At 63.6% G+C, this 21,328-nt stretch carries 20 protein-coding genes; 7 read left to right on the top strand and 13 right to left on the bottom strand.

Annotated elements, in window-relative coordinates:
• Positions 1-308: 308 nt before the first annotated feature.
• The 6 genes from RO069_RS14650 to RO069_RS14625 all read right to left on the bottom strand — a co-directional run bounded on the left by RO069_RS14650 (position 309) and on the right by RO069_RS14625 (position 7,092).
• Positions 309-1,463: a C4-dicarboxylate TRAP transporter substrate-binding protein gene (locus tag RO069_RS14650; protein WP_328188480.1), complete on the bottom strand. Its 1,155-nt coding sequence runs from the start codon at positions 1,461-1,463 to the stop codon at positions 309-311.
• Between the two features lie 127 nt (positions 1,464-1,590).
• Entirely contained in the window at positions 1,591-3,144 is a 1,554-nt protein-coding gene (locus tag RO069_RS14645; protein WP_328188478.1) for a long-chain-fatty-acid--CoA ligase, read from the bottom strand.
• A gap of 352 nt (positions 3,145-3,496) precedes the next feature.
• Positions 3,497-4,774 carry an acyl-CoA dehydrogenase family protein gene (locus RO069_RS14640; RefSeq protein WP_328188476.1) on the bottom strand — a complete coding sequence of 426 codons (1,278 nt, stop codon included), beginning with the start codon at positions 4,772-4,774 and terminating at the stop codon, positions 3,497-3,499.
• A 30-nt stretch (positions 4,775-4,804) separates the two neighbouring features.
• Complete coding sequence (locus RO069_RS14635) at positions 4,805-5,224, bottom strand: DUF6285 domain-containing protein (protein WP_328188475.1); 420 nt, start codon at positions 5,222-5,224, stop codon at positions 4,805-4,807.
• Positions 5,225-5,238: 14 nt separating this feature from the next.
• Positions 5,239-6,267, bottom strand: a complete 1,029-nt coding sequence (locus RO069_RS14630; RefSeq protein WP_328188474.1) for a phosphotransferase family protein — start codon at positions 6,265-6,267, stop codon at positions 5,239-5,241.
• Positions 6,268-6,324: 57 nt separating this feature from the next.
• On the bottom strand, positions 6,325-7,092 hold the full coding sequence (locus RO069_RS14625; protein WP_328188472.1) for an enoyl-CoA hydratase/isomerase family protein: 768 nt from the start codon (positions 7,090-7,092) through the stop codon (positions 6,325-6,327).
• A gap of 158 nt (positions 7,093-7,250) precedes the next feature.
• On the opposite strand from RO069_RS14625, the gene RO069_RS14620 reads away from it, so the two are divergent.
• The gene (locus tag RO069_RS14620) at positions 7,251-8,126 is read left to right on the top strand and encodes a crotonase/enoyl-CoA hydratase family protein (RefSeq protein ID WP_328188470.1); all 876 of its coding nucleotides are present in this window, start codon (positions 7,251-7,253) and stop codon (positions 8,124-8,126) included.
• 400 nt (positions 8,127-8,526) lie between these two features.
• Here the strand turns inward: RO069_RS14620 and RO069_RS14615 are convergent, their stop codons facing one another.
• The 6 genes from RO069_RS14615 to RO069_RS14590 all read right to left on the bottom strand — a co-directional run bounded on the left by RO069_RS14615 (position 8,527) and on the right by RO069_RS14590 (position 14,953).
• Positions 8,527-9,552 (bottom strand): NADP-dependent oxidoreductase, encoded by a 1,026-nt coding sequence (locus RO069_RS14615; protein ID WP_328188469.1) that lies wholly within the window; start codon positions 9,550-9,552, stop codon positions 8,527-8,529.
• A gap of 321 nt (positions 9,553-9,873) precedes the next feature.
• Positions 9,874-11,079 (bottom strand): branched-chain amino acid ABC transporter permease, encoded by a 1,206-nt coding sequence (locus RO069_RS14610; RefSeq protein WP_328188467.1) that lies wholly within the window; start codon positions 11,077-11,079, stop codon positions 9,874-9,876.
• 12 nt (positions 11,080-11,091) lie between these two features.
• Positions 11,092-12,171: a branched-chain amino acid ABC transporter permease gene (locus RO069_RS14605; RefSeq protein WP_328188465.1), complete on the bottom strand. Its 1,080-nt coding sequence runs from the start codon at positions 12,169-12,171 to the stop codon at positions 11,092-11,094.
• Positions 12,168-12,893, bottom strand: coding sequence for an ABC transporter ATP-binding protein (locus RO069_RS14600; protein ID WP_328188463.1), 726 nt, complete (start codon positions 12,891-12,893; stop codon positions 12,168-12,170). Before RO069_RS14600 ends, RO069_RS14605 begins: the two co-directional genes overlap by 4 nt.
• On the bottom strand, positions 12,886-13,674 hold the full coding sequence (locus RO069_RS14595) for an ABC transporter ATP-binding protein (RefSeq protein ID WP_328188461.1): 789 nt from the start codon (positions 13,672-13,674) through the stop codon (positions 12,886-12,888). The genes RO069_RS14600 and RO069_RS14595 overlap by 8 nt, the downstream gene beginning before the upstream one ends.
• Before the next feature lie 70 nt (positions 13,675-13,744).
• Positions 13,745-14,953: a substrate-binding domain-containing protein gene (locus RO069_RS14590; RefSeq protein ID WP_328188459.1), complete on the bottom strand. Its 1,209-nt coding sequence runs from the start codon at positions 14,951-14,953 to the stop codon at positions 13,745-13,747.
• Positions 14,954-15,317: 364 nt separating this feature from the next.
• Between RO069_RS14590 and RO069_RS14585 the strand changes: the two genes are divergently transcribed.
• The 6 genes from RO069_RS14585 to RO069_RS14560 are packed head-to-tail and all read left to right on the top strand — an operon-like array spanning position 15,318 to position 19,978.
• Entirely contained in the window at positions 15,318-15,962 is a 645-nt protein-coding gene (locus RO069_RS14585) for a TetR/AcrR family transcriptional regulator (protein ID WP_328188458.1), read from the top strand.
• Positions 15,959-16,732 (top strand): enoyl-CoA hydratase/isomerase family protein, encoded by a 774-nt coding sequence (locus RO069_RS14580; protein ID WP_328188456.1) that lies wholly within the window; start codon positions 15,959-15,961, stop codon positions 16,730-16,732. Before RO069_RS14585 ends, RO069_RS14580 begins: the two co-directional genes overlap by 4 nt.
• Complete coding sequence (locus RO069_RS14575) at positions 16,729-18,243, top strand: acyl-CoA synthetase (RefSeq protein ID WP_328188455.1); 1,515 nt, start codon at positions 16,729-16,731, stop codon at positions 18,241-18,243. The genes RO069_RS14580 and RO069_RS14575 overlap by 4 nt, the downstream gene beginning before the upstream one ends.
• A gap of 2 nt (positions 18,244-18,245) precedes the next feature.
• Entirely contained in the window at positions 18,246-18,641 is a 396-nt protein-coding gene (locus RO069_RS14570) for a MaoC/PaaZ C-terminal domain-containing protein (protein ID WP_328188453.1), read from the top strand.
• Positions 18,638-19,012 carry a hypothetical protein gene (locus RO069_RS14565; RefSeq protein ID WP_328188452.1) on the top strand — a complete coding sequence of 125 codons (375 nt, stop codon included), beginning with the start codon at positions 18,638-18,640 and terminating at the stop codon, positions 19,010-19,012. The genes RO069_RS14570 and RO069_RS14565 overlap by 4 nt, the downstream gene beginning before the upstream one ends.
• Before the next feature lie 24 nt (positions 19,013-19,036).
• Positions 19,037-19,978, top strand: a complete 942-nt coding sequence (locus RO069_RS14560) for an alpha/beta hydrolase (RefSeq protein ID WP_328188450.1) — start codon at positions 19,037-19,039, stop codon at positions 19,976-19,978.
• A 41-nt stretch (positions 19,979-20,019) separates the two neighbouring features.
• On the opposite strand, the gene RO069_RS14555 is transcribed toward RO069_RS14560, so the two are convergent.
• Positions 20,020-21,231 carry an acyl-CoA dehydrogenase family protein gene (locus RO069_RS14555; RefSeq protein ID WP_328188448.1) on the bottom strand — a complete coding sequence of 404 codons (1,212 nt, stop codon included), beginning with the start codon at positions 21,229-21,231 and terminating at the stop codon, positions 20,020-20,022.
• Between the last annotated feature and the right edge of the window lie 97 nt (positions 21,232-21,328).

Raw genomic sequence — 21,328 nt, 5'->3', positions numbered from 1 at the left:
GGCCTCGGGAATCGTTTTGAGGAATCAGGAGGTCCACATTACCTCCTTTATATCCCCTCTCCCCTGGAGGGGTGAAGGCGGGAAAAACGAAGCATCGCTTCGTCCGCCTGAACGCCCTTTGACTCCGGCAAAGGGCCGGGGCGCGGAACGGGGTTAGGGAGAGGGGAGAAAGGCGAACTCCAGAGTTTAAGTCCTCCCCCTCTCCCCCACCCCTCTCCCTCCAGGGGAGAGGGGAGATTACGACTCCCACCTGGGAAAAGGGAGATCATGCTTCCTTCTCATGAAGAAGGCGACAACACGCCTCGGCATTACAGCGCGTAGCTGCTCACATCCACCTTGGAGTACAGTTCGTCCCAGTAGATCTCCGCCAGTGCGTCGGCGCTGTCAACGTCGCGGACCAAATCAGACCACTTTGCCAGCAGTTCGCGGAATTTGGCCACCTTTTCATCTGCCGCTTCCACACCGTGGCGCTCCGTGTAGTTCGAGGCGATACGGGGGATGTCAGTTTTAATGAATGCCTGGGTCGCCTGCAAAAGCTCCTCGGACGGCTCATGCACGTTGATATCCCGGCTGTCGGCCGCGGCCATTTCCCGGGCCGCACCGATGTGATAATCCATACTGACACGGGCGGCGCCAATGGCCGACGCATGCAGGACGTTCCTGCGCTCGTCCTCGGTCAGCCCTTTCCAGACATCCCGGTTGATGTTATTGAAGGCCGTCGCCCCGTAGACACCACCGGGGACCCCCGGCGTCAGGTCCGTCACCACTTCCTTGATCTTGAAGATATCCATATCGATCCCGGAGGAGATCGTACAGTCCAGGACGCCCTGGTTCAGCGCTTCGTACTGGTCACTCACCGACATGGTTACCGGGGTGCCACCAAGGTGCTCCACCCAGCGGGCCCAGTGGGGGCCGGAGGTACGGATGCGCTTGCCTTCCATCTGCGCCAGGTTGGTCACCGGCTTATTGCACTGCAGCATGTAGTTGTCGCTGGCCGAGGCGCTGGTAAACACCTGGTTCTGGGCGGCAAACTCATCCACGCATTCATCGCAGTAATTGAATACAAAATCGGCAAGGGCCCCCATGAAGGCCAGCCCGGCGGTGCTGTCCTGCACGTCGTCCAGCTTCACCAGCATGCTCAGTTCCGCCGCCAGGTTGGACACCGGGAATTCTTTCGGATAGTAGGACATCAGCACAAAGCCGGAATCAGCCATGCCATCACGGATGCCGGGGGAGGTTTCCGAAAAGCTCAGCAGGGAGCTGGCATAGACCTTGGCGTCCATCTCGCCACCGGACAGTTCCTCCAGCGCACCGGCAAACGTCTCCGCGCCGTTGGCGCCGATGGTATTGGGGGGATAACCGGTGGCATGGGTGATGGTTTCAGCGCTTGCTCCCGCGGTGAACAGCAGACTGCCCAGTACCACGGGTGCGGCAAATGAGGTAATGGTCTTCAGGAATGTCATGTGAACCTCCAGGTTCGAATCGGGTGTCGGCGGCCAGGCCTCACCCGGATTATTGTTGGCGTTGTCTCAGGACTCTAAGGCCATGGCCTGTTTGGGTTCGTCGTCGCTTACGACGATTTGGCCCCGGCTAGCCAATGTTGCGGCCCCGGCCCTTCCAGTGCTCTTCCTTAAGCTTGAATTTCAATAGCTTGCCAGCCCCGGACATGGGCAGCTCGTCACGCACCTCGTAACTGCGGGGGCACTTGTAGCCGGCTATGTGCTCCTTACAGAAGGCCGTGACCGCAGCCTCGTCCAGCTCCTGGCCGTCCCTGGGCACCACCACGGCGTGCACCCGTTCACCCCATTTCTCGTCCGGCACACCGATCACCGCGCATTGGGCGACTTCCGGGTATTGCAGCAGCACATCTTCCACCTCCACGGAATAGACGTTCTCACCGCCGGTAACGATCATGTCCTTGATGCGGTCCACCAGGAAGACATAGCCGTCGTCATCCATGTAGCCGGCGTCGCCGGTGTGCATCCAGCCGTCGCGGATGGCCTCCCGGGTCTGGCCTTCCTTGTTCCAGTAACCCTGCATCACCATCGGACCACGGGCGCAGATTTCGCCCACCTGGCCACGCGGTACCTCGTTGTCCATGGGGTCGACGATGCGGATCTCGGCAATGTGGGTGGGGCTGCCAGCGGCCATCAGCTTGTCGTGCCGGGCGGGATCGGCATGCACCTCCGGCAGCAGCATGGTCACCGTGGGGGACAGTTCGGTCATGCCGTACATCTGCAGGAAGTCGGCGTTGGGCAGCTTGTCCATGGCCCGCTTGAGCAGGGTGCGGTCCATGGGCGATGCCCCGTAGATCAGGCAGCGCAGGGAGCTGGTGTCGTGGTTGTCGAACTCGGGATGATCCAGCACCGCCCGCAGCATGGTGGGCACCAGGAAGGTTTCCTTCACGTTTTCCCGCGCGATGGCCTCGATCACCGGTAGCGGCTCGAAACGGGGCAGGATCACATGGGTACCGCCCCGGATAGCCAGTTGCACGATCAGGCCGATGCCCGCCACATGGAAGAACGGGGCCGAGTGCAGGCCCACGATACGATCGCGGCGACAGGCCGGGATCACTGTACTCAGGGCACTGAGGTAGAGGTTACCGTGGCTGAGCATGACACCCTTGGGTTTACCGGTGGTGCCGCCTGTATAGAGGATGCCCGCCAGGTCATCGCCATGGCGTTCGGCGTCGGCCACCGGGCCTGCACCGTCCATCAGGGATTCCAGGTCCTCGGTGCCTTCGGGCGCCTGCCCCTCTCCCATGTACACCACGGTTTTCAGGGAGGCGGACTTCTCCCGGATGGTGGGCACCAGCGGTGCAAACTCGTCATCCACGAACAGGATTCGGGTGTCGCAGTCATCCAGGGAGTAGGCAATCTCGGGGGCACTCCAGCGGATATTCACCGTGTTGAACACCCCGCCGCCCCACAGCGACGCGAACACGGTTTCCATGTACCGGTCCGAGTTCAGGCCCAGGATGCCCACACGGTCACCCTCGCCCATCCCCAGTGCCTGCATCACGCCGGCCAGACGGGCAATCCGGTCGCAGAGCCGGGCCCAGGTCTGGCGACGGTCACCGAATACCACGGCTTCGTCATTGGGGTATTCGCGAACAGCCTTGTGGAGGAATTGGGTCAGGTACATGGGTGATCACTCCGCGTGTTGTTGTTGGATGATGGCAGTGATTATGTCGAGGGGCAGGGATCATGGGCGTCGTCGGTAGCGACGAGATTGTGGGGAGAAATATCAAACCTATTACCGTGTCGCTCTGCTCTGGCGCCCTTCGGGCGCTCCCCCTCTCCCCAACCCCTCTCCCTCCGGGGGAGAGGGGCTACACAGAGTTCGCGTCGTAAATTCCCTCCCCCTCCAGGGGAGAAGGGCAACACCGCGACCTGAGCCGTACTTTCCCTCTCCCCTGGAGGGAGAGGGCCAGGGAGAGGGGGAGCGACCGCAGGGCGCCAGGAAAAGCAGGAAAGCCTCCCCACCAACAGAAATACTATCGTCGGTTAGGCCCCAGATACCCGAACAAAAACGCCCCCACCTTACGCTTCTGGATCTCCTCGGAGCCCTCGGTGATCCGGTAGCGGCGATGGTGCCGGTAGATATGCTCGAACGGCTTATGGCGGGAATAGCCGATGCCCCCATGCACCTGCATGGCCTGATCCGCCGCCTCGCAGCACAGGCGATTGGACCAGTAGTTACACATGGCCACCTTGTCGGAGATCTGGTTGGCCACCTCCGGCTTGGACATCTGGTCCATCTCCCAGGCGGTCTTGCGGATCAGCAGGCGCAGCATCTCCACCTGGGTCGCCAGTTCCACCATCGGGAACTGGATGCCCTGGTTCTTCGCCAGTTCCTGGCCGAAGGGCTTGCGCTGGCGGGCGTATGTCACGCTCTCGCGAATGCAGAAGTCCGCCGCCCCCAGGCTGGACGCCGCCTGGCGGATGCGGTTCTCGTGGACGAAATGCTGGGCGATGGCCAGGCCACCGTCCATGGGCCCGAACACCGCCGACTCCGGCACCCACACATCGGTGAAGCTGACCCGGGGATGATCCGTGGGCATGTTGAAGGTCCACAGATACTCCTCAACCTTCACCCCGGGCGTGTCGGAGGGCACGATCAGGGCCGTGATCCCCCTGGCGTCGCCATCGTCACCGCTGGTGCGCACGAAGGTCACACAGTGGGTGGCGGTGTGCATGCCGGTGGTCCACATCTTCTCGCCATTGATCAGCCAGCCGTCGACACCATCCCGCTGCTCCGGTACGGCCCGGGTTTCCATGTGGGTGGCGTCGGAGCCGTGGTCCGGTTCGGTAAGGCCGAAGGCCAGCTGGTACTCCTCGTTGAGCATCCGGTCCACGAATTCGCTGTACTGATCGCGGCTCCCGAAATCCCGGAACAGCAGCACGAAGGGGTTGTTGGCGACAATGGAGTGCTCGTTCTGCAGGTCGTTGTGCAGGCCCAGCCCCCTGGCCGCCAGGTGTTCGCGGATCACGGTCATGGCCAGGTTGGAGCCATCCTTGCCGCCGAACTCGGAGGGTAACGGAAAGCGCAGGTGGCCCGCGTCGTCAGCCAGCCGGCGCACCTCCTTGAGCAGTGCTTCCCATTCCTTCCGGGGCAGGCCGCCGCCTTCAAAGTCGGTGCGGGCCCACTCCCGGCGGTGATCGAAGAAGCGGATGTTGTCGTCTTTCTGCTCCAGCGGTTTGATCGTGCTCTCAATGAAAGCGTCCAGCTCGGCAAGGTAATCGGTCAGTTCTTGTGGCAGGTTGAAATCCATGCTCTGTCTCCAGGATCGGGTCGTCAACAATCAGGAATGGGGCCGGGTCCCGGAAGCGTTGGCACGGAACGTCTCCCACTCCTCCCGGGCCCGCTGGTAACCGGAATAACGGGGCTGGTCCACCGCCAGCTTGGCAAGGGTGGTCAGCCACAGGTGATCACGCAGTTGGGGGTCGCCGGCACCCAGGCGGCCGTCGGCAATCAGCCGGCACAACTCGGTGGTCTGGCCCGCCAGGGTGCCTTTCTTGCCGGTGAGCTGGTACAGGCGCTCCCGCTCATCGTGGGTATTGTCGGCAGACGCCTGCTCCAGGTGTCGACGCACCATGGCCAGTGCGTTGGCGGCCACCCGGGCTCGAAAACCGCCGGCGGCATCCAGTTGCGGCATTACTTCTTCCTTCAGGAATGCCTCGACCGAGGCCAGCAGCATGGTGTTGTCTGGCAGATCCTGCATGGGGCAATCTCCGTTCAGGGGGTCAGGGGTACCAGCTCGCGGAGCAGGTCCAATTCGGTTTCCGAGGCCCGGCGGCCGATGGCGCCCCGCTCCGGCGAGGTGTCGTGACCGGCCACGAAGGACGCGGCCATGCCCTGGCACATCACCCCCCAGCGCAGGGTGCCGAGGATTTCCCAGAAGCGGACCCGGTCCGGGTCGGGTCGATCACCGCTGGCGGCCTCATAGCCGTCGAACAGCTGCTCCCGGGTACCAAAGCCGCCCACGGGCAGGTCGATATGGCCAAAGCGCCAGGAGTTCACGCACATCCAGCCCAGGTCCGCCATGGGGTCTCCCAGGCAGGCCAGTTCCCAGTCCAGTACCGACATCAGGCCTCCCTCATCCACCATCAGGTTACCGTGGCGGAAGTCGCCATGGACCAGGGCCGGTTTTTCCGGGACCGGTGGCAGATGGTCCCGCAACCAGCGGAAAGCCAGCTCGAACACGGGCCGGGGTTCACCATGACCCTGGTACTCCCGGTAGAGCTGATCCACCACACCCTCCGGTGTGGTCGCCGGCAAAAAATCCAGACCCGACACATCCAGTCGATGGATAGCCGCCAGTACCTCGCCGCACTGTCCGGCCAGCCTGCTGCGAGCCTCGGCATACCGATCGTCCCGCAGGATCTTCGGCGGCAGCGTTTCCCCTTCCAGCCGGGCCATCAGGTAACCCGTGCCCAGGCCATCACCCGGTTCAAGGATCTGGTGAACCCCCGGTACCGGCACGCCGCCCTCACCGGCACGGATCACCAGCCGCGCCTCATCGTCCAGCGCCAGCGTGCCCGTGGCATCCCGGTTCCAGTCGCTGGTCTGGCGGAGCACCATGGGTTGGTGTTTGCTGCCTGTCACTACATCCAGCGACCACATCTGCTGGTTTGCCCCGCCAGTGAGCCGCTTCAGGCCCTCAACGGTGGCATCGGGGAAGATCCGCCGGACCACCGGGGTCAGTTTTTCTTCCATCCCGGTCTCGCTGACGGGCACCGGGCCCTTGCGTGCAGGTTCAGCCATGGCGGTGTTTCTCCCGGTATGGGTGACGGATGACCAGTGCCCGTTCAGGCATTGAAGTCACTTGCTGCGGTTCTTGAAGCGGGCGATGGCCTGTCTGGACTCGTCACTGTCCAGGCACTTCTTCTGGGCAACGGCCTCGGCCTTGAACACCTCGTCATAGGAAGCCGTGGCAGCCATTCGCAGCAGCCGTTTGGCTTCAGCAGTGGCCAGTGCGGACCGCTCGCACAGGGTGGCGGCGATGTCGGCGGCAGTCTGTTCCACCTGTTCCTGGGGTACCACGGCGCGGGCCACGCCCAGTTCCAGGCATTGGGCAGCGCTGACGCTGCCCCCTTCGGTAATCAGTCCGAAGGCCCGGTGATACCCCAGGGCCTGGAACAGCAGCCAGGTGGCGCCTCCATCCGGCACCAGGCCGATGTGACTGAAGGCCATGTAGATGCGGGCTTCCTCCGCCATCACCACCTGGTCGCAGCTCATCAGCACCGAGGCACCGACACCGGCGGCGACACCCGGTGCCACACCGATCACCGGCTTGGGCATGGAACGGATGGTCGACAGGATGGGGTGGTATTCCTCCATCAACTGCCGGGTCACATCGGACTTGTCCGGGCTGTTGTCCTCCATCAGGTCGGCCCCGGCACTGAAGGCACGACCGTTGGCCGCCAGCACCACCACCTTGATGTCGTCGTCCTCTGCCGCCTGTTTCAGCGCAGCCGTCAGCTCCCGTCGCAGGACGTCATTGAAGGCGTTCAGGGCGTCAGGGCGGTTCATGCGGATCCACGCCACGGCATCCCGGGCCAGGTACTCAACAGCGGTGTCTTCGCTCATGGGGGGTCTCCTTGTTTTTCTTCATCGTGGTCCGATGGGGCCACCGGAGCATCGTCCGAATCGACGAATCCGGTGATGGCGGTGTTTTCGTCGCATCGGACGATGCCCCGGAACCGCCGGATGCCGCAGCCTTAAGGCATTCACGACAAGGAGACACCATGACCCCGTTCGAAACCATTACCCTCGATATCAGTGACGGCATCGCCACCATCACCCTCAATCGCCCGGACCGGATGAACGCCTTCACCCTGACCATGATGGAGGAACTGATTGCCGCCTTTGATCACACCGACGCCAACGATGACGTCAGGGCGGTGATTGTCACCGGCGCCGGCAAGGCCTTCTGCGCCGGAGCGGACCTGTCCGGTGGCGGCGAGACCTTTGACTACAAGGCCCAGTCCGGCAACGCCCCGGACCCGCTGGCCAACGGCGTCAACCGGGATGGCGGTGGCCTGGTGTCACTGCGCATCTTCCGCAGCCTGAAGCCGGTGATCGGCGCCATCAACGGCGCCGCCGTGGGGGTGGGTGCCACCATGTCGCTGGCCATGGACATGCGGCTGGTGTCCGAAAAAGCCCGTTACGGCTTTGTGTTCGCCCGCCGGGGCATTGTGCCGGAGGCGGCCTCGTCCTGGTTTATCTCCCGTGCCGTGGGCCTGTCCACGGCCCTGGAATGGTGTATGAGCGGGCGACTGATCAACGCCGATGAACTGGAGAAAAGGGGCCTGGTACGTTCGGTACACGCCCCGGATGACCTGTATCCCGCCGCCGTGGCCGTGGCCCGGGGCATCGCCGACAACACCGCACCGGTCTCCGTTGCCATGACCCGGCAGATGCTGTGGCGCATGGCTGGCGCCAGTCACCCCATGGAGGCCCACCAGTTGGACAGCCGCGCCATCCAGGCCCGGGGGGCGTCGGCGGATGCGAAGGAGGGTGTGGAATCCTTCCTGGAGAAACGGGCGGCGGAGTATCCCGACCGGGTGTCCACCGATATGCCGACGTTCTTTGAGTGGCAGGGGGAGCCGGAGTTCAAATAGCCCCCCGCGGAGATAAGCGGCCTGAAAAGCCCCTCTCCCCTGGAGGGAGAGGGGTTGGGGTGAGGGGGAGAGTAGGCAGGCTTCCAAGCCTCGGCGCCCTGCGGACGCTACCCCTCTCCCTGGCCCTCTTCCTCAAGGGGAGAGGGAATGTTCGCCGCCACCTCTGTTCAGCCCCCTCTCCCTTGACGGGAGAGGGTTGGGGAGAGGGTGGAGAGGTCGACTGCCAGGTCGGATTTCTGGCACCCTTCGGGCGCCCCCTCCCTCCTGGGGAAAGGGAATGTACGCCGCAAGATCCCTGCCTTGTACTCAGACATAAAAAACCGGAGTGTCCACAAGGACCTCCGGTGACAGTATGGTGGCTGTCTATCGCCTCCGCTCGAGGTTCGCTACAGGAGAAACTTCAGGGTTCGTCAGATACCTTGACCATCAGCTTGCCGTCATTGCCGCCACTGAACAGCAGCGATAATCCGTCAAGGGCATTGTCCAGGCCATCCACTACGTGGTTCTTCCACTGCAACTGGCCCGCCGTGACCCAGCCGGTCAGCGCCTCCAGGGCCTCCGGGAACCGCTTCTGGTAATCCAGCACGATAAAGCCCTTCACCGTCAGGCGTTTCATCAGCACCCGACCGAAATCCCTCGGCCCGGGCATCACGCCCTCGTCGTTGTACCGGGAAATCATGCCGCACAGGGACAGGCGACCATTGAGGTTGAGCCGGTTGTAGACCGCGTCCATGATATCGCCGCCCACGTTCTCGAACTGGATGTCCACGCCATCCGGACAAAACCGGTCCAGGGCGGCCGGCACATCGTCGTTGCGATAGTCGATGGCGGCGTCAAAGCCCAGCTCGTCGGTGAGCCAGCGACATTTCTCCGGGCCGCCGGCAATGCCCACCACCCGGCAGCCCTTGAGCTTGCCGATCTGGCCCACGATGGAGCCCACCGCCCCGGCAGCGGCCGAGACCACCAGGGTCTCCCCCGGCCGGGGCTGGCCGATATCCAGCAGACCAAAATAGGCGGTGATGCCGGTGGCTCCCAGCACGGACATATAGGCAGACAGTGGGATATCCGGGTGCCGGTCCACCGGTCGCACCATTTTCCCGTCAGCGACGGTGTAGGCTTCCCAGCCGCCCACCATGGGTTTGACGATATCACCAGGCTGGAAACGCTCCGACCGGGACTGCTCCACCACACCCAGGGTGCCGCCACGCATCACGTCACCCACCTGCACCGGCGGCAGGTATTGCTCCCGGTCGCTCATCCACAGGCGGTGTGTGGGATCCAGGGACAGATAGACGTTGCGGACCAGGACCTGATCGTCCTGCAGGTCAGGCACCGGTTCGGTTACCAGTTCCAGGTGGTCGGCGGTGATATCCGCCTCGGGACGCTTGCGAAGAATCCACCGGCGGTTCTGTGGTTGGTTGGCCATGTCGGGGTCCTGTTTCTTATTATCAGTGGAAACAGTTTGGCACCTATGTAGTTTTTTGCCATCGTCTGTTACGACGAATCGGAGTGCACTGGCCTCTTGGTTTACCTCCCTCTTCCTCAAGGGCAGAAGTAATGTCTATCGCCACCTCTGTTTAGCCCCCTCTCCCTTGACGGGAGAGGGTGGAGAGGTCAGCTACCAGGTCGGATCTCTGGCGCCCTCCGGGCGCTACCCCTCTCCCTGGCCCTCTCCCTCAGGGGGAGAGGGGATGTTCGCCGCTCACTTCGGCGTTCTATTGATTACGGCAACGAAATCGAAGCCCCCTCAAACCTGTGCCACAGGCTCAGCATCCGGACCAGAGGGCGGTGGCGACTGGCGGTTACGCCGCCGCAACGACCATATCCGCAACTGCCCCACCACTCCGGCGGGGAAGAAGTACACACTGAGCACGAACAGTACCCCGAACCACAGCAGCCAGTGATCCTCACCCAGCAGGTTCTCCACCAGCGGGATACCGGCGGTGTACTGCCCCACCCAGCCCAGCAGGTCCTGGAGGTAGTTCTGGGCCAGGATGAACAGGGTGCTGCCCACGATGGCGCCGTAGAGGGTGCCCATGCCGCCAATCACACACATCAGCAGGATGAACACCATCAACTCGAAGTTCAGGGTGTTCTCCGGGTTCACATAACGGTTGATCAGGGCGAAGGCGGCGCCGGCCAGAGTGGCCACCAGGGCCGCCAGGATCACCACCGCCGTGCGATAGATCACGGTGCGGTAGCCCAGGGCCTCGGCCCGGAACTCATTCTCCCGGATCGCCTGCAGCACCCGGCCAAACGGCGAGTTCACCAGCCGCAGCAGGAACAGGAACACCCCGGCGGCCATCACCACCAGTACGTAGTACATGACGTTGCGACCGTTGAAACGCATCTCAAACAGCGAGTCCTGCCATACCTGCCCCAGGTTCCAGGGCTGGGTCAGCAGGCCTTTCAGCAGTGTGGGCAGATCAATGCCCGGCAGCGGCTCCTCGAAGGGCCGGAACGCGGGACCCAGTTCCCGGGGCACACGGACACGCATGCCGTCCTCACCACCGGTGATGTGATACAGCTGGGTCACCAGGCTGAGGAAGGCAAAGGCCACCGCCAGGGTCACCAGGGCGAAGAAGATGGCCTTCACCCGCAGCGACAGCAGCCCCAGCAGCAGAGACAGCAGGAAACTCACCACCAGTGCGCCCACCAGGCCCACACCGATGGCGCCAAAACTGTCGCCCATACCCTCGATGGCCATGGCGACGCCATAGGCGCCGATGCCGAAAAACATGGTGTGGGCAAAGGACACGATATGGGTGTAGCCCAGCATCAGGTCATAGGCCGCCACCACCATGATGAACACGCAGATCATGGCGAGGGTGGTAAAGGCGCGGATACCGTCAAACAGGAACGGCCCCAGCACCAGGCAGGTGACGATGATCAGTAGCAGTGCCGTCAGCGGGCGGCTGCGGGGATAATCGCCGGACAATACTCGGTTCAGCATAGTCATGATTCCTTAAATCTTGATCACCGGGATCAGCCCCTGGGGTCGCCACATCAGCACACCCACCATCAATCCGACGGTGGCCACGGCCGCCAGCCGGGGCTCCACAAAGCCGATGTAGAGGTTGATCAGTCCCACCAGCAGGGCGCCATAGAAACAGCCACGAATGGAACCCAGGCCACCAAGGATGATCACCACGATGACCGAGATCATCATCTCGTCGCCCATGTGGGGCGTCAGCAACTCCTTGTACATACCCCACATCACCCCGCCGAGTCCGGCCAGGGCCGAGCCCGCCACGAACACGCCGAGGAACAGCAGGTGGATGCGGTAGCCCTGGATCTCCACCATCTCGCGGCTCTCCACACCGGCACGGATCAGGATGCCAATGCGGGTACGGTCGATGACCCACAGCATGGCGGCGTATATCGCCAGCCCCAGCACCACCGCCAGCAGGCGGTATTTCTCCAGCACGATGCCACCGATCAGCGGCAGGAACTCCGGTACAAAGAAGGCGCCACTCAGGGACTCGGGACGGGTAACGGGGATCTCGTTGGGCCCCCAGATCACCTCGATCAGCTGCATCAGGATAATGGAGCCACCCACGGTCACCAGGATCTGCTTGAGATGGTCACCGTAGACCGGCTTGATCACCAGTTTCTCGAACACCAGCCCCACCACGCCGGCCACCAGGGCCGCGAACAGCAGGGCCGGAACAATAGCCACCAGGTTGGTGAGCAACGATGGCGCGTCGGTGAAACCGTCCAGCCAGAAGGCCAGCACCGTGCCACCGGCAAAGGCACCCAGTGAGATAAACGCCCCGTGGGCCAGATTGAGTACGCTCATCAGCCCGAATGTCAGGGTCATGCCGGACGCCATCAGGAACAGCATGGCGCCCATGGCCACACCGCTGATGGTCAATACCAGCCAGGTTCGGAAATCAATCACGGCCAGGGACGCCAGCAGCATGAACCCCAGCAGGAAAAGATGTGCCCGGTTGTCACGCAGATCCTTCAGCCATTCCACCGGACTGCGGCGCCGGCTCTCGCTGCCGGAATCGGACATCGGCATGGCGGTCGTCTCCTCGCTCATTGGTGTGCTCCCAGTCCCAGGCCCAGAAGGTCCTGTTGCAGTTCGTCGTTCTCAGCCAACTCGGTCATGGTGCCGGCGTGCACCACGGCGCCGTCGTTCATCACCGCCACGGACTGGCCCAGGCGGCGTGAGAAGTTGAAGTTCTGTTCCACCAGCAGGATGCTCACCTGCTGTTCCTTGAGTTGTTCAAAGGCATCGGCCAGGTCGTTGATAATGGCTGGTGCCAGCCCCTTGGTGGGCTCGTCCACCAGCAGCAGTTCCCGGGGTTCAATCACCGCCCGGGCAATGGCCAGCATCTGCTTCTGGCCGCCGGAGAGGGTGCCGGCCGGCTTGTCCCAGAATTTCTTAAGGGGTGGAAACAGATCGAATATCCACTGCAGGCGGGCCTCGTCCATGGGGCCGTTGACGGCCGCCAGCACCAGGTTCTCCCGCACCGTCAGCAAACCGAAGATGCCCATGCTTTCGGGCACGAAGGCGATGCCGGCCCGGGCAATCTTCGGGGTCGGCCAGCGGCTGATGTCCTGCCCCTGGTAGGTTACGGTGCCACCGGTCAGGGTGGTCAGGCCCATGATGGTCCGCAGGGTGGTACTCTTGCCGGCACCGTTACGGCCCAGCAGCACGGTCAGCTCGCCTTTCGGCACCACCAGGTCCACGCCATGGAGGATGTGGTACTGATCAATGTCCGCCTTGACCCCGGACAGGGTGAGGATGGGTTCAGCCATGGGACACCTCCGCTTCGGCTTCCGGGGCAGCCCCCAGGTAGGCTTCCTGGACGACCGGCGAGGCGATCACCTCGGCGGGTTCGCCGTCGGCCACCAGTTCGCCGTTGTGCAGCACCACGATGCGGTCCGACAGGGACCGCACCACATCCATCTTGTGTTCCACCAGCAGCACCACTTTGTCCTGCTGTTTCTTGATATCGGCGATCAGGTCGAGGATCACCGGCACCTCGTCCACGCTCATGCCCGCCGTGGGCTCGTCAAACATGAACACCTCCGGCTCCAGGGCCAGCATCAGTGCCACTTCCAGCTTGCGCTGGTCACCATGGGGCAGGCCCGCCACCAGGTATCCGGCCCGGCTGGCCAGGTTAACCTGCTCCAGGTAGGCCATGGCCCGGTCGGTGAGGTCGGTACGCCGACTGGCCATCTGCCAGAAGACATGGCCGATGCTGTGGCGCGACGCCACCGCCAACCGGACATTTTCCAGGGCGGTGAGGTTGGGAAACAGGTTGGTCAGCTGAAAAGCCCGACCCAGGCCTTTGTCGGCCCGGCGCGCGGCGGTGAGCCCGGTGATGTCCTCACCATTGAGGATCACCTGGCCGGCGCTTGCCTTCAGCTGTCCGGAAATCAGGTTGAACCAGGTGGTCTTGCCGGCGCCGTTAGGGCCGACGATGGAGGTCAGGGTCCCCTTGTGGAACTGGCAGGAGACCTGGTTGACCGCCACATGGCCACCAAAGTTGATGGTCAGGTCGCGGGTTTCAAGAACCGCTTGTTGGGATGACATGAACCACTCCGCTTGTGTATTCCAGAGACTGCGGCCCCCGGCGTACCGGGGGCCATGGAGCGGGAATCGCTCAGTTACGGATCGGAATCTCCATCTCCTTGCGGTCGATCACGCGGATCAGCTTGGGAACGCCCGCTTCCACGGTGCGGCCGGCAAACCAGTCGTCGCGCTCTTCCACTTCAACCTCGAAGTGATACATGTCCTGCAGCGCCTGATGGTCCTCGGCACGGATCTCCATTTCCCCCTTCGGCGTCTGGAACACCAGGCCCTCGAAGGCCGCGATCAGGTCCTCGGCATCGGTGGAGCCACCGGATTTGCGGATGGCAGCGGTAATCGCCATGGCCTGGGCAAAACCCTGGGCGGTGAAGAAGTCCGGGGCGGAGTTGTGGCGATCAAAGTGCTGCTCCACCAGCCAGTCGTTGATCTCGTTGTCTGGCGACTCGAAATAGTAGAAGCCGGCCCCCTGCATGCCCGGGAAGTCCGAGTACCCCACCATGGCCGCGAGGATGTTGCCACCGGTGGCCAGCTTGATGCCGTGGCGACTCGGGTCCAGATCCTGGATACGACCCAGCGGGTTGGAGGAGCCGGCCCAGATGGCAAAGATGTACTTGCCCTGTTCGCAATCGCTGCGATCCTTCAGGGAATCGAACAGGCGCTGGGCGGCGGCGGTGAAGTCAGTGGCGTCGGTGGGCAGATATTCCTCGTGGACGATCTTGCCCCCCTCGGCCTCCATGGCTTCCTTGTAGGCTGCCACACCATCACGGCCGAAGGCGTAGTCCTGGGCGATGGTGGACACGCAGACACCCGGCTCACCCAGGGCGACCGCGTTGGAGACGGCATCCTGGGAGGAGTTACGGCCCACCCGGACCACGTAGCGGTTCCATTCAGCCCCGGTGATGGCGTCGGCCACCCCTTCCGGCATGATGATGCGCTCGTAGTCCTGGGCCAGCGGCAAGGTGGCCAGGGCGACACCGGAGGATACCGGACCCACCACAATGTGGGCGTCATCCTCGGCGTAGGCTTCCTCGACCAGTGCCCGGGCACGGGCCGGGTCAAGCTGGGTATCCTTGCGGGAAATCTGGATCGGACGACCCTCGATTTCCATGGTGCCGTCAGTGGCGTACTCAAACCCCATGCTGAGACCGATGTCCAGCTGTTCGGCATAGGGTGCCAGTGCACCGGTGAAACCGGTGACGTGGGCAATCCGGATGGCATCTTCGTCCGCCTGGGCGGACAGAGCGCCAACCGAAATGGCGGCTGCAAGCATGATGCGCTTCATACAACGATCCCCTTTTGTTGTTGTCGGGCTTCTGGTTATGCGCGGCGGACGACCTGTTGGTGAACGTTCCGCCTTGTTGTGTCATTGTTCGATTTAAAATATGACAACCGATTCAGGTTTTATCAAGAAAAAATTTCTATTTTTTGACTATTAACTGATCGCCCGGTGATAGATAAATTTTCTCGACATCGACATAAAGCCTGCTATTACGGGATTCTATCGCCTTGACAGGGGTAACACGCTTTCCTAGATTACTTGACGACCGATTCATGTTTCGCAATCATGAAGTCCGGTAACTGACCAATCCCGCCCTCCGGGGCGGACGGACCCGGCTCCGTCACGACCAGGCAGAAGGACAAGGCTGATGAGTACAACAACACAGGCCCCGCAGTCCCCCGGCGCGCCCAAGACCGCCCGCGGAGCCCGTACCCGGGCAAAGATCCTCAAGGCGGCGGAAGACACCTTCGGCACCCTGGGCTACCACCGCGCCGGTGTCACCGACATTACCAAGGCCGCCGGTGTCGCCCAGGGCACCTTCTATACCTATTTCACCAGCAAGGAAGAGATCCTGCGGGAACTGGTCATGGACCTGGGCCACAAACTGCGGGCCCACCTGGCCGCCCAGGTGATCGGCACCAGCGACCGCCTGGAGGCGGAGGAACAGGGGCTCCGGGCATTCCTGCAGTACCTGTCGGATCATCCGTCCCTGTATAGGGTCCTGCAGGAGGCCCAGTTCGTGGACCAGGCCATCTACCAGGAGTATTACGAGACCTTCGCCCGGGGCTATACCGACATGCTCAACACCGCCACCCGCAAGGGCGAGATCCGCCCCGGCAACAACCAGCACCGGGCCTGGGCACTGATGGGACTGTCCCACTTCCTGGCCCTGAAATACGCCCTCTGGGACCAGCGCGCCAGCGAAGGGGAGCACGCCTTCGATCCGATCGTGGAAACCATGTCGGATTTCCTGCGCAACGGCCTCGCCCTGAACGGGAGGGACAAGTCGTGACTCGCGGACTGACCCACGTTATCTATCGTCAGGAAGGCGGCATCGCCCGGCTCACCCTCAACCGTCCGGAACGCCACAACGCGCTGGTCCCGGAGTTGCTGGATGATCTGAAGGAGGCGCTGGCCCAATGCCGCCGTGAACAGCCCGCGGCGCTACTGATTGATGCCGCCGGACAATCCTTCTCCACCGGGGGCGATGTCGCCGGTTTCCACAACACCCCTCGCCATGAGCGGGAATCCTACGCCAGCCGGGTGGTCGGCACCCTGAATGAGGTGATCCTGCAACTGCTGACCCTGCCAGTGCCCACCGTAACCGCCGTGCACGGCATGGTGACCGGCGGCTCCCTGGGGCTGGTGCTGGCCAGCGATATTGTCGTGGCCGGCCCCCGCGCCAGCTTCGCCCCCTGGTACACCGTGGTGGGTTTCAGCCCCGACGGCGGCTGGACAGCGCTGATGCCCGAACGCATTGGCCGCGCCCGGGCACTGGATGTGCAACTCACCAATCGCGCCATTTCACAGCAGGACGCCCTGGCCTGGGGACTGGCTCAATATCCGGCACCTGCCGGTGACGAGCTGTCGGTGGCGCTCGATATCGCCACCACCCTCACCCATCGACAGCCCGGCAGTGTTGCACGCACCCTGCGCCTGAACCGGCCGGGCGCGGACCGAATTGCCGACTCACTGGAGCAGGAACGCCAGCAGTTCCTGGAGCAGATCATCACCGACGAAGCCGACCGGGGCATGGCTGACTTTCTCGGGAGGACCTCATGAACATGTTTGACCTGGCGGGCCACCGGGCCCGCGTCACCCCCGATCGTCCAGCCCTTGAGGACCTGGCATCGGGACGTGCCTACACCTATCGACAGCTCAACGAACAGGCGGCCCGCTTTGCCGCAGCAGCCCTCAACCACTGGGGTCTGCGTAAGGGTGACCGGGTCGCCTTCCTGGGCCACAGCCGGGCGGAATTCTTCGCCATGCTGTTCGGCTGCGCCAAGGCCGGCCTCATCCTGGTCCCCCTGAACTGGCGCCTGGCCCAGCCGGAGCTGGAACAGCTGATGGAGGACTGCACCCCCGGCGCCCTGGTGTTCGGGGAGGAGTTTACCGACAGCGCCCGCAAGCTCAGGGCCTCGGACCATACCAGTCTGCTGGTGGATATGGACGGCAAGGCCGATCACTGTCGCCACTACGATGCGGACCTGGCGGATACCCGGCCTGACCTGCGACCCCATCCGGACCGGGATCCGGATACCCCCTGGTACCTGCTCTACACCTCCGGCACCACCGGCCGGCCCAAGGGGGTCATCCAGACCTTCCGCATGATGATGAGCAACTACCTGAACATCGGCCTGGCGGTGGACCTGACCGGACGGGACACCCTGCTCAATGTGCTGCCCCTGTTCCACACCGCCGGTATCAACCTGTACTCGTCGGCGGTGTTCCTGGCGGGCGGCTGCGTTCTGGTAGCCCGCAATTTCGACCCGGACCAGGCCATGGACGTGCTGGAGAAGCGTGCCACCATCTTCTTCGGGGTGCCGGCGGTCTACCAGGCGATCCTGGAGCACCCGTCGTTCAGTGGCGACCGGCTGCGCAACGTACGATCCTGGGGCTGCGGCGGCGCGCCCCTGGCCCTGCCGGTGGCCCGACGGTTCGTGGACCAGGGCATCCGGGTACGTACCGGCATGGGCATGACCGAAACCGGCCCCACCGTGTTCCTGTTGGATGAAGCGGATGTGCTGGACAAGATCGGCTCCGTGGGCCGCCCACAACTGCTCACCGAGGTCCGCATTGTCGGCACCGATGGCAAGGATGTCGCCCCGGGCGACTCCGGCGAACTGCTGATCCGCGGCCCCAACATCACCCCGGGGTACTGGAACCGCCCCGACGCCACCCGCGAGGCCATCGAGCCGGATGGCTGGCTCCACAGCGGCGATGTGGCCCGCTGTGACGAGGACGGCTGCTATTACATCGTCGACCGCTGGAAGGACATGTTCATTTCCGGTGGTGAGAACGTTTACCCCGCCGAGGTGGAGCGGGTACTGGTGGAACACCCCGCCGTCAGCGAGGTGGCGGTAATCGGTGTGCCGGACGAGAAATGGGGCGAGGTGGGCAAGGCCGTCCTGTGCCTGAAACCCGACAGCGACGAGCCCGATGCGACCGATCTCAACGCCTGGTGCCGGGAACGGCTGGCCGGCTACAAGGTGCCCCGGTACTTCCAGTTCGTGGAAGAACTGCCCCGCAATGCCCTGGGCAAGGTGACCAAACAGGTACTCAGACAGGACTGACCATGACCGACACCACTATTCCCTGTGAGCAGACCTTCATGCTCACCCAGGCGGACTTCGACCGCTTTGCCCGCCTCAGCGGCGACCACAACCCGATCCACGTGGATCCGGAGTTTTCGGCCCGCACCGCTTTTGGCCGCACCGTCTCCCACGGCATGCTGCTGTTCAGTGTGGTGCGTAGCCTGCTGGCCCGCACCTGGCCCGGCGCCGTGCTCGAGAGCCAGGACCTGATGTTCCCGTCCCCGGCCTATGCCGGTGAGGCGCTGGAACTGACCGTGGAAGAACTGAACCGCAACGGCTCCACCCTGACCCTGCTGACCACCATCACCCGGGAGGACGGCGAAACCTGCCTGACCGGCCGGTGCCAACTGACCCTGGCCCGGGAGGATGCGGCATGACCCTGGAACGTTTCGATGCCCTGAGCAAGGGCCAGTCCGCCACCCTGGAACGACGTTTCTCCGCCGATGACATCCATGACTGGAGCCAGCTCTGCCAGCTGGATGATGACTGGCAGGGCGTGCCGGAGCCGCTGATCGCCGGCCTGTTCTCCTGCCTGCTGGGGGAGGACCTGCCGGGCCACGGCACCAACTACCTGAAACAGGCCATGACCTTCCACACCATCGCCGAGGCGGATGAACCCCTGCAGGCGTCGGTGACCGTGAGCCGGCTGCGCCGGGACAAGGCGCTGGTGAACCTGACCACCCGGTGTACCGGCCGCGATGGCCGACTGATCTGCGATGGCGAGGCGCTGGTGCTGTTCCAGCACTGAGCCCGTCCGCTACGGAGCAACCCGATGACCGACGTACATCCCAACCTGCGCGCCTGGCTTGACCAGCTCAACCCCCTGGTCGCCGACCAGAAGGCCCGCGGCGTGGAAGCCACTCCCCGGATGGTGCGGGACAGCCTGGCCGGCATTACCACCACCTTTGTCACCCAGGCGCCGGATCTGCCTGGCGTCATGGATTTACAGGTGGACTCAGTGGACGGCGCCATTCCCGTACGGCTCTATGACCCCGATCCCGGGACGGCAAAACCGGTCATGCTGTTCTTCCACGGTGGCGGTCATATGGCCGGCAGTGTGCAGGTGTACGATCCGATTGCCCGCAAACTGGCAAGGGCCACGGGCTGGCTGGTGCTCTCGGTGGATTACCGACTGGCGCCGGAAACCCCCTACCCGGGCGGACTCAACGATTGCCTGGCGGTGACCCGTCAGGTGTGGTCGCTACTGGAGAACGAAGGGGTGGTCTTTGAACGCCGGCTGGCTTTGACGGGGGACTCCGGCGGCGGCACCTATGCGGCGACCGTCAGCCGACAGGTGGCGGGCGATCCTGGACTGAACCTGACCGATCAGATCCTGCTCTATCCGAGCCTGGACTACACCATGGACCATCCGTCCATCACCGGGCACGGCGAGGGGTACCTGCTGGAGGAGGCCAGGATCCGCTGGTATTTCGATCACTATTTCGCTGGCGGCGAGGACCGCCGCGCAGCATCACCGCTACATATGCCAGTGCCGGAGGGCATGCCGGCAACGCTGGTGGTCACCGCCGGCTTCTGCCCACTCCATGACGAGGGGGTCGCCTATGCCCGCAAGCTGGAGGAAGCAGGCGTCACCTGCCGGCTGAAGGACTACGCCGACATGATCCACGCCTACCTGAACCTGGAGGACCTTGTGCCGGACGCCTGCGGGGATACCTACCGACAGGTGGCCGACTTCCTGAATCGGGAGGCCTGATCGGGGGCGGCGAACGGGCCAGGTCGGGAGGCCAGTGCCGTTTACTCGTTAGCCTGCTTCCAGTGCTTTTTGATCTTCTTGGCCAGGGACCACTTGTGCACTTCCGTGGGCCCGTCGTAGACCCGGAAGGCCCGGACCTCGCGAAATACCTGTTCCACGATGGAGTCCTCGGTCAGGCCTGAGCCGCCCATGACCTGAACGCAGCGATCGGCGATACGCATCAGCGCCTCGCTGACGGATACCTTGGCCATGGAACTTTCCACATTACCGTTGTCACCACGGTCCAGCACGCTGGCGCACCAGTCGATCATCAACTGGCATTGCTGGATATCGATCAGGTTCTCCGCCAGCATGAAGCCGACACCCTCGTGGTCCACCAGGGGCTTGCCGAAGGCCACGCGACGGTTGGCGTAATCGGAGGCGATCTCGTTGGCGCGGATACAGGCCCCCAGCCACCGCATGCAGTGGGACAGGCGGGCCGGCGCCAGGCGTACCTGGGCGTAGCGGAAGCCGTCCCCCGCCGCGCCCAGCATCTGGTCGTCTGGCACCCGCAGGTTCCTGATGGTGACGGTGGCATGACCACCGGGCATGGAGCTGTCGATGGTCCGCGGCACCCGGTCGATCCGGATCGCGGGATCAGGCAGGTCCACCAGGAACATGCAGGCGCCCTCGGGTGCCTTGGCCATGATGATACCCACACCGGCCCCCTCGGCGCCGGTAATGAACGCCTTGCGACCATTGATGACCCACTCCTCGCCCTCTTTCCGGCATTCCGTGAACATCATGGAGGGGTCGGAACCGGCGCCGCCCTCATGCGCCGGCTCGGTCATGAAGAACGCCGACCGCTTCTCGCCCCTGACGATGGGTTCCAGGAACCGCTCCCTGATCATCGGGCTGCCCATCTTGCCAAGCAGGTACATGTTCCCCTCGTCGGGCGCGGCAGTGTTGCAGGCCAGTGGGCCCAGGGGAGACAGTCCGCTCCTGATCAGTACCCGGGCGGTACCACGCTGGCTGAGGTGACTGCCATCCGGCAGGATATGGGGGGTCAGTACACCGGCATCCCGGGCCTTCTGCCGCAGTTCCCGGGTCAGCTCATCGGTGGGACAGTCATGGTGGTCCCGCCGTGGGTCAGTCTCGTAGGGCACAACCACCTCGCGGACGAAGCGCTCCACCCTGGCCGCGATCTCTTCGGCCCGGTCCCGGTCCGGGAAGGCATCGGCGCAGCTTGCGCCGGAAATAAGGTCATTGCTCATGCTGAATCTCCATTAAATGATCGCTGGACAGGACACTAGCCGCCCAGCCCCGGCAGGAACAGGATAATGTCCGGGAAGGTCATCAGCAGGAACAGCA

The organism is Marinobacter sp. OP 3.4, assembly GCF_036224885.1.
Lineage (GTDB): Bacteria > Pseudomonadota > Gammaproteobacteria > Pseudomonadales > Oleiphilaceae > Marinobacter.
The sequence above is the reverse complement of the archived record's forward strand: the minus strand, read 5'-3'. Positions and strand labels throughout refer to the sequence as shown.